The organism is Saccharomonospora glauca K62, assembly GCF_000243395.2.
GTDB lineage: Bacteria > Actinomycetota > Actinomycetes > Mycobacteriales > Pseudonocardiaceae > Saccharomonospora > Saccharomonospora glauca.
On record NZ_CM001484.1, the window covers coordinates 1,354,932 to 1,367,986 of the forward strand.

The window sequence follows — 13,055 nt, forward strand, 5'->3', positions numbered from 1 at the left end:
CTGGCAGTGTTGTCGTCGTGTGTGACGACAGTGGGGTCGAAGACGTCCTCGTTCGGGCGAAAGGACTGGTCAAGCGTTTCGGCGAGTTCGAGGCGGTGCGGGGGATCGACCTCGAGGTACGCAGGGGAGAGGCGTTCGGCTTCCTGGGTCCCAACGGCGCGGGCAAGTCCTCGACCATGCGCATGATCGCCTCGACGTCACCGCGGTCGGGCGGAAGTCTGACGGTGCTCGGGATGGACCCCGACAAGGAGGGGCCCCGTATCCGCGCGAGGCTGGGCGTGGTGCCGCAGCAGGACAACCTCGACCTCGAACTGACGGTACGCCAGAACCTCCAGGTGTACGGGCGCTACTTCGGACTGTCGCGAGCCACCGCGCGGGCCAGGGCCGAGGAACTGCTCGACTTCGCGCAGCTCGCCGACCGCGCCGACGCCGAGGTGGAATCGCTGTCCGGCGGGATGAAACGCAGGCTCACCATCGCGCGGTCGCTCGTCAACGACCCCGAGCTGCTGCTGCTCGACGAACCCACCACCGGGCTCGACCCCCAAGCCCGGCATCTGTTGTGGGACAAGCTGTTTCGCCTCAAGTCGCAAGGCGTCACCTTGCTCATCACCACGCACTACATGGACGAGGCGGAGCAACTCTGCGACCGGCTCGTCGTGATGGACGGCGGGCGGATCGTCGCCGAGGGCTCCCCGGCCGACCTCATCGCCCGGTACTCGACGCGCGAGGTGCTGGAGTTGCGGCTGCCGAGGGAGGAGCACGAGCGGGCGGCCGCCGCCGTCACCGATCTCGGCAAACGTATCGAGGTGCTGCCCGACCGCATCCTCGTCTACGCCGACTCGGGGGAGGTGGTGTTGGAGGCCGCTCGCGCGCGGGGCGTGCGTCCTCTTTCGAGTCTGGTGCGCCGGAGCACGCTGGAGGACGTGTTCCTCCGGCTCACGGGCAGGAGCTTGATCGAATGACCGCCGTCGAACAGCGGTCCCGGAGCGTGGCGTCCGAGGTCCGGGTCGTCGGTGCGTGGCGGGGCGCCTGGTTGCGCGTCGAGGGATTGTGGACGTGGTACCGGAGGTACTGGACGTCGAACCTGTACTCGTCGGGGTTGCAACCGCTTCTGTACCTGCTGGCGATGGGGGTCGGTTTCGGCTCGCAGGTGCGACCCGGAGCGCTCACGCAGGGTGTCTCGTACGTGCAGTACGTGGCTCCCGCCCTGCTGGTGGCCGGGGCGGTGCAGTTCGCGATCGGCGAGTCGACCTATCCCGTGCTGTCGGGTTTCAAGTGGCAGAAGGACTACCTGGCCATCACCGCCACACCCGTCACGCCGGGCCAGGTGCTGGGCGGTCACTTCCTCTGGGTCGGGCTGCGGGTTCTTCTCGCCGTGGTGGTGTACGCGGTGATCGCGGCGTTCTTCGGCGCCTGGACCGGGCCGGGCGTGGTGGCCGCCGCGCTGGTGGGACTTATGACCGGACTCGCGTGCGCGGCCCCGGTGACGGCGTTCGCCGCCACCACCTACGACGAGGGCACGCGGTTCTCCTCGCTGTTCCGGTTCGTGGTCATTCCCATGGTGTTGTTCGCCGGCACGTTCTTCCCGATCTCGGAGATCCCTCTCGGGCTGCGGTGGCTCGCCTGGATCTCCCCGCTGTGGCACGGCAACGAACTCGCCCGAGGGGTGACCCTCGGCGGCCTCGACTTCGGGCCCGCGATCGGCCACGCGGCGGTGCTCGTGGGGCTGTTCGGGCTCGGTGGGCTGTTGGCCCGGCGCTTCTTCTACCGAAGGCTGGTGGTGTAGGCGATGACGATCACCGACAGCACGAGGGCGCGGGCGCGGCCGCGCGGGTCCGGTGGGCTTCTGCTGCGTGTCCTGCCGCCGTCCCTCTATGCCGGCAGGGCGCACACCCTCATCGAGCGGTCGGCGCTGGTGTACTCCCGCGCGTGGCTGGTCTTCGTCTCGGGGGTGTTCGAGCCGCTGTTCTACCTGCTGGCGTTCCGGGTCGGTTTCGGAAAGCTCGTCCCCGAGGTCACGGGCCCCGGTGGCACCACGATGAGCTACGTGGCCTTCGTGGCCCCCGCATTGCTCGCCGCGTCCGCCATGAACGGCGCCGTGTTCGACGCGACGTTCGGCGTGTTCTTCAAGTTCCGCTACGACAAGACCTACGAGGCCGCGCTCAGCACTCCCCTGGGGCCGTTCGACATCGCGCTCGGTGAGATCGGGTGGGCGGTGCTGCGCGGAGCGCTCTACGCGGTGGCGTTCTTCGGGGTCATGAGCGCGATGGGGCTGGTCACCACGCCGTGGGCGGTGCTGGTGATACCGGTGGCGGTGCTCGTGTCGTTCGCGTTCGCCTCGGTGGGGATGGTCTGCGCGACGCTGCTGCGCACCACGTCGCAGTTCGACTACATCCAGCTCGCCGTGATGCCGCTGTTCTTCTTCTCGACGACGTTCTACCCGTTGTCGGTCTATCCGGAGCCGCTCCGGTTGCTCGTGCAGTGCCTGCCGCTCTACCACGGCGTGGAGCTGTCACGCGGGTTCGCCGCCGGGGTCCTCGACTGGTCGATGGTGGGACACGCGGCGTATCTCGTGGTGCTCGCCGCCGTGGGGGTGTACGGCGTGTCCCGTCGACTGCACACGTTGTTGCGGTGACGGTCCGTCGGTCGCCCGAACGGCTCCGTGGGGTCGGCGCGGGTTGAGCCGTCGTCCCGTGGGGAATCCCACCCCGAGGGCAGTGTGAGCGGGAACGGAGCACGACGTGGGTAGGAAACGGGGTTCACTCGTCGGACGGCCGACCCGGAAGCGCACCGTGAGGTGGCCGAGGCCGTCGCACCTGCCGGTACGGCTGACCACCGGCGCCTTCATCTTCAACTCGGGTTACTCCAAGCGGGGAGCGGACGAGGCGACGGCGGGACAACTGCACGGCTTCGCCTCCGGCACGTACCCGCCGCTCAAGGGCGTGCCTCCGAGCAAGTTCGTTCGGCTGCTGTCGACGGGGGAGATGGTGCTGGGGGCGGCGCTCATGGTGCCGGTGGTGCCCTCGGTCGTCGTCGGGGCCGGTCTCGCGGCGTTCTCGGCGGGCCTGGTGGGCATGTACCTCAAGACGCCCGGCATGCGTATGGAGAAGAGCCTGCGTCCCACCCAGGAAGGTCTGTCGCTGGCCAAGGACGTGTGGTTGCTCGGCATCGGCGCGTCGTTGGTGTTGGACGACCTTCTGGAACGTCGCCACCCGTGAGGGCGGCTCCGCCGCTCGGCGGTGACGTCATCGTGACGCTCCGGCCAGGGCGGCCACGGCGTCGACGCGCCCGTGGCCGTAGAACCCGTTGTAGCCGGTGTAGCCCTCGCAGTACGCGTCCTGGAGGCCGTTGCCGGTCAGGTCGTAGTCGCTCGGGCACGGCACCGCGGTGGCCGTGTCGGTGAGGGTCTTGCGCAGTTGGTCCGGCGTGGCGTCGGGGTGTTCGGAGGCCACCAGGGCCGCGACTCCCGCCACGTGAGGTGCCGCCATCGACGTGCCGCACAGGGTGCCGTACCCACCGGGCACGGTCGACAGGACGCAGTCGCCACGATCGCCGCCGGGGGCGGTCAGATCGATCACGCCGAGGCCGTAGGCGCTGTACCCGGCCTTGTGACCGGTACGCGTGGACGCGGAGACCGACACCGCTTCCCGAAGCCCCGCGGGCAGGGCCTCGCAGGCGTGCGGATCCGAGCGAGCGTTCACGCCGAGTCGGGTCGGTGTCAGCTCGGTGGCCTTGTTGGACGCGGCCACGACGGTGAGTGTGCCTTTCGCGTGCGCGTAGTGAAGGGCCCGGCTCAGCGCCTCGCGCACGACGTCGTGCCCCGGACCTCGCGCGCAGACCGCCGGCCACGGTGCGACGAGGAAACTGCCGTTGACCACGGTGAAGCCGTGCTTCGCGGCCCACAGCAGTCCGCACACGGCGGCCTCGGGGCTCACCCGGCCGTTGTCGTCGATCACCCGCACCGACGCCACTCGCACTCCGGGCGAGATTCCCGTCACGCCGTGTCCGTCGTCGGCCGCGGCGAGGACTCCCGCGACGTGTGTGCCGTGGGCGGAGGTCGTGGGCCGCCAGGTCTCCGGAGCCGGATCCGGAGACCCGGACAGACAGCCCACCGACAGCGTGCGATCGACGGCGTGCCGCAGGTCGGGGTGGTCGGGGTCGACACCGGAGTCGAGCACCCCGACCACGACGTCGTCGCTGCCCCGTTGCCGCGCGTGGGCCCGCTCGGCCCGAACGGCCCTGAGGTTCCACTGCTGGTCGGTGAGGTCCGCGACGCCGTCGGAGCCGGTGTGCGGTCGTGGCGCGGGAAGGTTCGACACGACGTCGTCCCCGGTCCGCTCGGAGCTGAAGGCGTGGTGAGGGGCCAGCCGGTCGGTGAAACGGTCGTCGGACGAATCGGCCACCCCGACCCCGATCTCCGGGTAGTAGGTCCGCAGTTCGCCGCACGCGGTGTTCACCGACTCGGTCGCGGCGGTGGGTGAGGGGCGTGTCTCGAACACCACGAGATACCGCTGGGTGGGCCAGTCGGAGGCGCAGTCCGCGGCCTCCGGGGCGGCGTCGGCCCCGATCGGGACGCCGCCGAGCACGAGCGCGGCGGTGAGCAGGGCCACCCCTGCGGTTCTCCGCACTCCCACCTCCGGCGTGTCCGCGTGTCGGGTGTCTCTCCCCGTATCAGCGCACGGTAACGAGCAGGTCAGAGGCCGACAACCGGAACGGGGGAGCCGAGCCCGGCGGACTCGTTGCCGAACGCGAACGATGACGCCGGGGGCGTATGGGATACTGGGTGTCGGTCGCCGGGTTGGCGCCGCCGTCGGCGAGGTGGCGGACAGCCCTGGGCGACCCGGCGATGAGCTGGGAGAACCGCTCGTTGGTCGCCGCCACACATCCGGTGTCGGGCGGCTCGACGACGTGGCGACGCTTTGCGGGGCGTTCGAGGTCGACCGGTTCGTCGTCGCGGGACCGTCATCAGGGCCGTGCCGGTGTCCCCGGCCCTCTGGTGGCATGACAGGCAAGGATTTCCGTCACGGTGATCTCACCAGGGCGGTATACAACAGAGAACGGCCCCTGTGCGGCCGCGTGACGAACGCGCCCGGGGGCGGAGGAGATGTATGTCGAACGCGGAGACACCCGCCGAGAACACTGGCGGGACTGCCGCCACATCCACCGCACGTGCGTTGGCCGAGCTTCCGGACAAGACCAGGGTTCACCTGCTGGCCAAGTTGCTGGGCACCAGTAGCCGTGAGGTGTTGGCCGCGTTGGCCAATCTCGGGCACACCGCGCGTAGTCCGCAGTCGGGCGTCGCGAAGGACGTCGCTTTGCGGGTGGCGGAGGAGTTCGGGGTGGTCGTGGCCACGGAGGCGGAAGAAGCGACCGAGGACGAGGCGGAGAACGTCGGTGTCGATTCCGGCGCCCCGGTGAACTCGGAAAACGAGACGAACGAGGAGAACGAGCGCCCGGAGCCGGTGGCCGAGGAGACCGAGAGGGCCGAGGCCGGACGGACGCCGACGGAACCGGCCGGAAAGCCCGCTCTGCAGGAGCGCCGGGACGAGGCCGAGGAGCGGCAGGCGCCCGCCGTGACCACGCCGGTCACCCCGGCCGCTCCGGCTGCCCCGATGGTGCCGCCCGCGCTCGCGCCCACCGGAGCGGAACCGGAGGCGAGCCTGCCGCACACGCCGATCTTCGCGGCGCCGTCCCCGCTGTTCCTGCCGCCGGACCCAGTGGCGGCCGTGGCGCCCTCGAACACGTCGACCCGCCGGGACTCCGGCGAGACGTCCGACGAGGGAAGCGAGCCGGCCCAGGACCGCAGCGGCGAGGGTGACGGAAGCGAGGGCGGAAGCCGTCGTCGTCGCCGTCGTGGCCGTCGGGGCCGAGGCCGCGGCAAGGGTGGTGAGGACACGAGCACCACCACCGAGCAGCAGGACTCCTCGGAGGGCGACAGCTCCGGTGAGGCCGCTGCCTCCTCGGTCTCCCCGGCCTCCTCGGAGGAGGAGTCCACCGGGCAGGAGGACGGCGACTCCGCTCAGGGCCGTGACGAGCAGGGCGCGGCCCAGGAGGAGTCGGAGACCACCACGACGATCACCAAGCGCCGTCGCCGTCGGCGGCGTCGCAAGAGCGGGGACGGTGACCACGCCGAGACCGCCGCGTCCTCGGACGATCCGCCGAACACCGTCGTGCACGTCCGCGACCCCAAGCCCGCCGAGGAGAAGGAGAGCAAGGCCGAGGACGGCGTGCGCAGCGTCCGGGGGTCCACCCGGTTGGAGGCGAAGCGCCAGCGCCGTCGCGACGGCCGGGAGGCGGGCCGCAGGCGGGCCCCGATCCTGTCGGAGTCCGAGTTCCTCGCGCGACGCGAGTCGGTCGAGCGCACGATGGTGGTGGCCGAGCGCGGCGACTCCACGCAGATCGGTGTGCTGGAGGACGGCGTGCTCGTGGAGCACTTCGTCACCTCGGCCGGTAGTGGCTCGATCGTCGGGAACGTCTACCTCGGGCGGGTCCAGAATGTGCTGCCGTCGATGGAGGCCGCCTTCATCGACATCGGCCGGGGCCGCAACGCCGTGCTGTACGCGGGGGAGGTCGACTGGGACGCCGCGGGTCTGGAGGGCAAAGCGCGCAAGATCGAGCAGGCCCTGTCCACCGGTGACCACGTGCTGGTGCAGGTCACCAAGGACCCCGTCGGTCACAAGGGTGCGCGGCTGACCACGCAGATCTCCCTGCCCGGCCGGTTCCTCGTGTACGTGCCCTCGGGAGGCGCCACCGGTATCTCCCGAAAGCTGCCGGAGAACGAACGCCGCAGGCTCAAAGACATCCTCAAAAGGATCGTCCCCGCCGACGCCGGTGTGATCATCCGGACGGCGTCGGAGGGCATCAGCGAGGAGGAACTCGCCAGGGACGTCCGCAGGCTCGAAGCCCAGTGGCAGGTCATCAAGGAGAAGGCCGATGCCGCGAGCGGCAAGAAGGGCGGCGCGCCCGCCCTGCTGTACGAGGAGCCGGACCTGCTGGTGAAGGTCGTGCGCGACCTGTTCACCGAGGACTTCAGCAAGCTGGAGATCCAGGGCGACACCGCGTGGGAGACCATCCACGCCTACGTCGAGCACGTCGCTCCGGACCTGCTCGACCGCGTCAAGCGCTATGTCGGTACCGGGGACCTGTTCGCCGAGTACCGCATCGACGAACAGCTGATGAAGGCGCTCGACCGCAAGGTGTGGCTGCCGTCCGGTGGCTACCTGGTGATCGACCGCACCGAGGCCATGACGGTGATTGACGTCAATACCGGCAAGTTCACCGGCTCGGGCGGCAACCTGGAGGAGACGGTCACCCGGAACAACCTGGAGTCGGCCGAGGAGATCGTCCGTCAGCTCCGGCTGCGGGACATCGGCGGCATCATCGTGATCGACTTCATCGACATGGTGCTGGAGTCGAACCGCGAGCTGGTGTTGCGCAGGCTCACCGAGTGCCTCGGACGGGACCGCACGCGCCACCAGGTGGCCGAGGTGACGTCGCTGGGCCTGGTGCAGATGACGCGCAAGCGCGTCGGCACGGGCCTGCTGGAGGCGTTCTCCACCACCTGCGAACACTGCAAGGGTCGCGGCGTGATCGTGTCGACCGAGCCCCACCGGGGCAACGGGCACGGCGGAGGAGGCCACCACGGTCACCAGGGCGGTCAGCACTCCTCCCGGCGTTCGCGCAACAAGGCGAAGGCCGCTGAGCAGGAGGCCGCAAAAGCCGCCGAGCAGGCCGCGCAGACCCCCACGCCGGAACAGCGTGAGTCGGCGGTGTCCGCCGTGCAGGCGATGGCCAACGCCTCCAAGGCCGTCTCGGCGAGGAACTCGGATACCCCGGCCCCCGATCGGGACGCCGAGCGCCCCGACGACGCGAAGGACACCGGGAAGGCCGAGCAGAAAGCCAAGCCCGAGTCCGAGCAGAAAGCCAAGCCCGAGTCCGAGGAGAAGCGCAACGGCGTCGTGCCCTCGGCCTCCGCGTCCGCCGATCGCACCGGCTCGACCGACCGCACCGAGGCGACCGGACGGACCGAGGCGGGCGGCGCGTCTTCGACCGAGGCGAAGGACGAGGCACCGGCCGTGAGCGCGCCTGCCGTGCGCACGGCCCGGCGGCCCCGTCGTGCCGCGAGTCGTCCCGCGGGACCACCGGTTCCCGTCCGGGACAACGGCTGAGTCTCCGGCGCGGCGCACCGAGGTGTCACCGCTTCCGGGGCACCCCGGTGCGTCACGTGAGGAAAGGACTCAGTACCCTATTAGACGGCCCGCGTTCAGGGCGGGCCGTCGTAAGCCCCAACCAAGTAGTCGAGTAATCAGGAGACTTCCGTGTCGGCGTATGCAGTCGTCAAGACCGGCGGCAAGCAGTACAAGGTCGCCGTCGGCGATGTCGTCGAGGTCGAGAAGCTCGACGGCGAGCCGGGCACCGAGCACACCCTTCCCGCCGTGATGGTGGTTGACGACGGCAAGGTCACGACGGACGCCGACGCGTTGGCGAAGGTCTCGGTGACGGGCAGGATCGTCGAGCAGACCAAGGGCCCGAAGATCCGTATCCACAAGTTCAAGAACAAGACCGGCTACCACAAGCGGCAGGGTCACCGGCAGCGGCTGACTCGTCTTGAGGTCACCGGCATCAACAAGTGAGGAACCTGACCAGCCATGGCACACAAGAAGGGCGCGTCCAGCTCTCGTAACGGCCGTGACTCCAACCCGAAGTACCTCGGCGTCAAGCGGTTCGGCGGTCAGGTCGTGAAGGCGGGCGAGATCCTCGTCCGTCAGCGCGGTACCAAGTTCCACCCCGGTGTGAACGTCGGCCGGGGCGGCGACGACACGCTGTTCGCTCTCGCTGCGGGCTCCGTGGAGTTCAGCACGAAGCGTGGCCGCAAGACGGTCAACATCGTGCCGGTTGAGGCCTGACCGGCCCGGCCAGCGCACGCTACTCGAAACGAGGGGCGGGCCCGGAACACCTCCGGCCCCGTCCCTCGTTTTGCTGTGATAGGTGTTCCCTGCCCCAGGAAGGCGGCTCAATGGCATCCCGGTTCGTGGATCGCGCGGTGATTCATGTCGCCGCGGGCGACGGCGGGAACGGTTGCGCGTCGGTGCACCGTGAGAAGTTCAAGCCGCTCGGAGGTCCGGACGGCGGCAACGGTGGGCACGGCGGCGACGTGGTGCTCGTGGTCGACCCCGGCGTGCACACGCTGCTCGACTTCCACTTCCGTCCGCACGCGCGCGGGGGCAACGGCAAGCAGGGGCAGGGCAGCCACCGCAACGGAGCCGCCGGGGAGACGCTCGAACTGCGCGTTCCGGACGGCACCGTCGTGCTCAGCACGGACGGCGAGGTGCTGGCCGACCTCGTCGGGGCCGGGACCCGCTTCGTGGCCGCCCGTGGTGGCCGGGGTGGGCTCGGCAACGCCGCGCTCGCGTCGAAGGCCCGGAAGGCTCCGGGGTTCGCGTTGCTGGGTGAGCCCGGCGAGGAACGTGACCTCGTGCTGGAGCTGCGGTCGGTCGCCGACGTCGGGTTGCTCGGCTTCCCCTCGGCTGGCAAGTCGTCTCTGATCTCCGTGCTCTCCGCCGCCAAACCGAAGATCGCGGACTACCCGTTCACGACCCTGGTGCCGAACCTGGGCGTGGTGACGGCGGGCGACATGGTGTTCACGATGGCCGACGTGCCGGGGCTCATCCCCGGAGCGAGCCAGGGCAAGGGACTCGGCCTCGACTTCCTGCGCCACATCGAGCGGTGTGCGGTGTTGGTGCACGTGGTGGACTGCGCCACGTACGAACCGGGACGCGACCCCGTCTCGGACGTTGACGCCCTGGAGGAGGAGCTGGCCCGGTACACCCCGGCGTTGGGCGGCGACCTGGGGTCGCGGCCGAGGCTCGTGGTCCTCAACAAGATCGACGTGCCGGACGCCGCCGAGCTGGCCGAGCTGGTGAGGCCCGAGTTCGAGGCGCGGGGCCTGCGCGTGTTCGAGATCTCCACCGTGACGCGGAAGGGCCTGCGGGAGCTCACCTACGCGCTCGGGGAGATCGTCGAGGCCTACCGTGCCTCGCAGCCGCCACCGACGCCGACCAAGGTCGTCGTGACCCCGAAGGCCGTGGACGACGGGGGCTTCACCGTGGAGCCCGACCCGGAGGAAGAGGGCGGCTTCGTGGTGCGGGGCGCCAAGCCCGAACGCTGGGTCCGGCAGACGAACTTCGCCAACGACGAGGCCGTCGGCTACCTCGCCGATCGGTTGAACCGGTTGGGGGTGGAGGAGGAGCTGGCTCGGCTCGGTGCCCAGCCCGGCTGCCCCGTGACCATCGCCGGTGTCACGTTCGACTGGGAGCCGTCCACGCCGGGTGTCGCCGGCAAGCTGGCCGGTCGCGGCACCGATCCACGGCTTGAGGCCTCCGGCCGGGTGACCGCGGCCGAACGCAAGGAGGCCCGGCGCCTGCGGCGCGAGGGTACCCCCGACGAAGACGACTCCGCGAGCACCGATGAGTGAGGTACGGGACGCCATCGCCCGCGCCGGGCGCCTGGTGGTGAAGGTCGGGTCGTCCGCGCTCACCACCGCGGGCAGCGGACTCGACGTCGCGCGGCTCGACGCGCTCGTCGACGCCATCGCCGACCGCGTGGCCCGAGGGACCCAGATCGTGCTCGTCTCCTCGGGAGCCATCGGTGCGGGGTTGGCGCCGTTGTCGCTCGGAGCGCGGCCGAAGGACCTGGCCACCCAGCAGGCGGCCGCGAGCGTCGGCCAGTTGGCGCTGGCCCACGCCTACGCCGAGTCGTTCGGCAGGTACTCGCTCACCGTGGGGCAGGTGCTGCTGACGGCCAACGACGTGGTGCACCGCGCGCACTACCGCAACGCCCAGCGCACGTTCTCCCGGCTGCTGGCCCTCGGTGCGGTGCCGGTGGTGAACGAGAACGACACGGTGGCCACCGAGGAGATCCGCTTCGGCGACAACGACCGGCTCGCCGCGCTCGTGGCGCACCTGATCGGGGCCGAAGGTCTCGTTCTGTTGTCCGACGTGGACGCTCTGTACGACGGCGACCCGCGTTCCGGGAGCACGCGGAAGATCACCGAGGTGACGTCGGAGTCCGATCTGGAGGGCCTGTCCGTCGGCCGTTCCAGTTCCGGACTCGGCACGGGTGGCATGATGTCCAAGGTTGCCGCCGCGCGGACGGCCGCCGCGGCCGGGATTCCCGTGTTGATCGCCGCCGCGGAGCAGGCGCGTTCGGCGTTGGGTGACGCGGACGTCGGCACGGCCTTCACACACGCGTCGACCCGGATGCCCGCGCGGAGGTTCTGGCTCGGGTACGCGGCGGGGTCCCGTGGACGGCTATGGCTGGACGACGGTGCCGTGACCGCCGTGGTACGACACCGCCGTTCGCTGTTGGCCGCCGGGATCATCGGGGTGGACGGCGATTTCCAGGCCGGCGACGTGGTCGATCTGGTGAGCCCGGAACAGGTCGTGGTGGCGCGGGGCGTCGTGGCCTTCGACGTCACCGAGCTGCCGGAGCTGATCGGACGTTCCTCGCACGAGCTCCCGCCGGAACAGCGGCGTGAGGTGGTCCACGCCGACGACCTGGTGCCGCTCCGCCGTCGTCGCTGACCCGCGCGGGCCGTCCCTTCGCGACACGGTCAGCGCAGTTCGGTGCCGCTGGTCTCCGGCAGCCGCCGGATCACGAAGAACGCCACCACCGCCGCCACCGCGACGTAGGCGAAGAACGCCGTCTCCCACCCGGCCGTGGACAACGCCGTGAGCAGCAACGGCGCCGTGCCCCCGAACACCGCGACGGTGAGGTTGTACCAGGCGCCGATCCCCAGGCCCCGTAGGGAGGTCGGGAACAACTCGCTCATGATGGCGGGCGCGATGGACGTCATCGCGGTGTAGAGGCCGAGGCCCACGCAGAACATGAGGAGGAGGTTGCCGAGTCCCGGTCGCGCGAGGAAGGACAGCGGCAGCACTAGAACCGCCGTGCTCGCCGACCACACCAGTAGTTGCGGTCGGCGGCCGATCCGGTCGGACAATGCGCCCATCGGGTACTGTAGCGCCACGAACAGCGCCGTGGCGAGGGACAGCGCGAGGAACACGTCCACGTCGTCCGCGCCGCGCGAGTCCACGGCGAACGGCGTCAACGCGCTGAAGAACGTGTAGTAGCACAGCGTGGAGAGCATGCTGAAGCCCACGAGCTGTCCCACGGCCTTCGGGTGACGCCGCAGCGTGGTCCACAACGGGCGGCGCATCCGGCGGGCCGCGGAGACATTGCTGTGGAACTGTTCGGTCTCGGCGAGGGTACGCCGCAGCCACAGGGCGACCAGACCGAGGATCCCGCCGAGCAGGAACGGCAGCCGCCAGCCCCACGATTCGAGCTGTGCCGTGGTCAGGAAGCGAGCGAGGGTGAAGCCCAGGACGGACGCGAGCAGCACGGCCGTGCCGGTGGAGATGTAGAAGAACGAGGAGTACCGGCCGCGTCGCTCCGCGGGCGCGACTTCGGCGAGGTAGGCCGAGGCGTTGGACACCTCGCCGCCGAGCGAGAGTCCCTGCGCGATGCGGGCCAGAAGGAGCAGCAGTGGAGCCAGCCAACCGATCTGTTCGTACGTGGGGAGTAGCCCGATCACCACCGACCCGCCCGCCATGAGGCTGATCGTGAAGAGCATCGCGGGCTTACGACCGCGCAGATCGGCGAACCGGCCGATCAGCAGTCCACCGAGGGGCCGGAAGAAGAACGCCAGCGCGTAGGTGGCGAACGTGTTGAGCTGTGCGAGTTCGCCGGGGAAGAAGGCGCTCGCGAAGTAGATGCTGAAGGTCGCGTAGATGGTCCAGTCGAACCACTCCAGGGCGTTGCCCGCGCTGGCGGCGAACAACTTGCGGACGGGGAGGCGGTGATGTTCGATCCGCCCTTCGGGGGTATCCACTCCCGGCTTCGCCATGACGTTTCCTCTCCGTGTACCCCCCGCACTCGTTCGGTCGTGAAATGTGCCACACGAAACGGTGTCGGGAAAGGTCCTCACCATCACGGTGGTTGCATTGCAGGGGCCGCCGGCATCCCGGCGGCACGGTGCAGCGTCTAAGGTGGGTTGT

11 protein-coding genes are annotated in these 13,055 nt (G+C 70.1%); 9 read left to right on the forward strand and 2 right to left on the reverse strand.

Annotation, left to right across the window (positions count from 1 at the left end; all coding sequences use genetic code 11):
• Positions 1-17: 17 nt before the first annotated feature.
• From SACGLDRAFT_RS06510 to SACGLDRAFT_RS06525, 4 genes are all read left to right on the forward strand, one after another.
• Positions 18-962: an ABC transporter ATP-binding protein gene (locus tag SACGLDRAFT_RS06510; RefSeq protein WP_005462872.1), complete on the forward strand. Its 945-nt coding sequence runs from the start codon at positions 18-20 to the stop codon at positions 960-962.
• A complete protein-coding gene (locus SACGLDRAFT_RS06515) occupies positions 959-1,786 on the forward strand; it encodes an ABC transporter permease (RefSeq protein ID WP_005462873.1) in 828 nt (275 codons plus the stop codon). The genes SACGLDRAFT_RS06510 and SACGLDRAFT_RS06515 overlap by 4 nt, the downstream gene beginning before the upstream one ends.
• A 3-nt stretch (positions 1,787-1,789) precedes the next feature.
• Positions 1,790-2,635 carry an ABC transporter permease gene (locus tag SACGLDRAFT_RS06520; protein WP_005462874.1) on the forward strand — a complete coding sequence of 282 codons (846 nt, stop codon included), beginning with the start codon at positions 1,790-1,792 and terminating at the stop codon, positions 2,633-2,635.
• Positions 2,636-2,741: 106 nt separating this feature from the next.
• A complete protein-coding gene (locus SACGLDRAFT_RS06525) occupies positions 2,742-3,218 on the forward strand; it encodes a hypothetical protein (RefSeq protein WP_005462875.1) in 477 nt (158 codons plus the stop codon).
• Positions 3,219-3,245: 27 nt separating this feature from the next.
• On the opposite strand, the gene SACGLDRAFT_RS06530 is transcribed toward SACGLDRAFT_RS06525, so the two are convergent.
• On the reverse strand, positions 3,246-4,628 hold the full coding sequence (locus tag SACGLDRAFT_RS06530) for a S8 family serine peptidase (RefSeq protein ID WP_005462876.1): 1,383 nt from the start codon (positions 4,626-4,628) through the stop codon (positions 3,246-3,248).
• A gap of 480 nt (positions 4,629-5,108) precedes the next feature.
• Between SACGLDRAFT_RS06530 and SACGLDRAFT_RS06535 the strand changes: the two genes are divergently transcribed.
• From SACGLDRAFT_RS06535 to proB, 5 genes are all read left to right on the forward strand, one after another.
• A complete protein-coding gene (locus SACGLDRAFT_RS06535) occupies positions 5,109-8,168 on the forward strand; it encodes an Rne/Rng family ribonuclease (protein WP_005462877.1) in 3,060 nt (1,019 codons plus the stop codon).
• A gap of 150 nt (positions 8,169-8,318) precedes the next feature.
• Complete coding sequence (gene rplU / locus SACGLDRAFT_RS06540; RefSeq protein ID WP_005462885.1) at positions 8,319-8,633, forward strand: 50S ribosomal protein L21; 315 nt, start codon at positions 8,319-8,321, stop codon at positions 8,631-8,633.
• A gap of 15 nt (positions 8,634-8,648) precedes the next feature.
• On the forward strand, positions 8,649-8,906 hold the full coding sequence (gene rpmA, locus SACGLDRAFT_RS06545; protein WP_005462896.1) for a 50S ribosomal protein L27: 258 nt from the start codon (positions 8,649-8,651) through the stop codon (positions 8,904-8,906).
• A gap of 110 nt (positions 8,907-9,016) precedes the next feature.
• Entirely contained in the window at positions 9,017-10,474 is a 1,458-nt protein-coding gene (gene obgE / locus SACGLDRAFT_RS06550; protein WP_005462898.1) for a GTPase ObgE, read from the forward strand.
• On the forward strand, positions 10,467-11,582 hold the full coding sequence (gene proB, locus SACGLDRAFT_RS06555; protein ID WP_005462899.1) for a glutamate 5-kinase: 1,116 nt from the start codon (positions 10,467-10,469) through the stop codon (positions 11,580-11,582). The genes obgE and proB overlap by 8 nt, the downstream gene beginning before the upstream one ends.
• A gap of 29 nt (positions 11,583-11,611) precedes the next feature.
• Here proB and SACGLDRAFT_RS06560 read toward each other — a convergent pair whose 3' ends face one another.
• Positions 11,612-12,904, reverse strand: a complete 1,293-nt coding sequence (locus SACGLDRAFT_RS06560; RefSeq protein WP_005462901.1) for an MFS transporter — start codon at positions 12,902-12,904, stop codon at positions 11,612-11,614.
• Positions 12,905-13,055: the final 151 nt, after the last annotated feature.

Excerpts from the sequence above, each read along its gene's own strand:
- SACGLDRAFT_RS06515 (WP_005462873.1), top strand. The coding sequence starts at position 959 with ATGACCGCCGTCGAACAGCGGTCCCGGAGCGTGGCGTCCGAGGTCCGG.
- SACGLDRAFT_RS06520 (WP_005462874.1), top strand. The coding sequence starts at position 1,790 with ATGACGATCACCGACAGCACGAGGGCGCGGGCGCGGCCGCGCGGGTCC.
- SACGLDRAFT_RS06535 (WP_005462877.1), top strand. The coding sequence starts at position 5,109 with ATGTCGAACGCGGAGACACCCGCCGAGAACACTGGCGGGACTGCCGCC.
- rpmA (WP_005462896.1), top strand. The coding sequence starts at position 8,649 with ATGGCACACAAGAAGGGCGCGTCCAGCTCTCGTAACGGCCGTGACTCC.
- proB (WP_005462899.1), top strand. The coding sequence starts at position 10,467 with ATGAGTGAGGTACGGGACGCCATCGCCCGCGCCGGGCGCCTGGTGGTG.
- SACGLDRAFT_RS06560 (WP_005462901.1), bottom strand. The coding sequence starts at position 12,904 with ATGGCGAAGCCGGGAGTGGATACCCCCGAAGGGCGGATCGAACATCAC.
- obgE (WP_005462898.1), top strand. The coding sequence starts at position 9,017 with ATGGCATCCCGGTTCGTGGATCGCGCGGTGATTCATGTCGCCGCGGGC.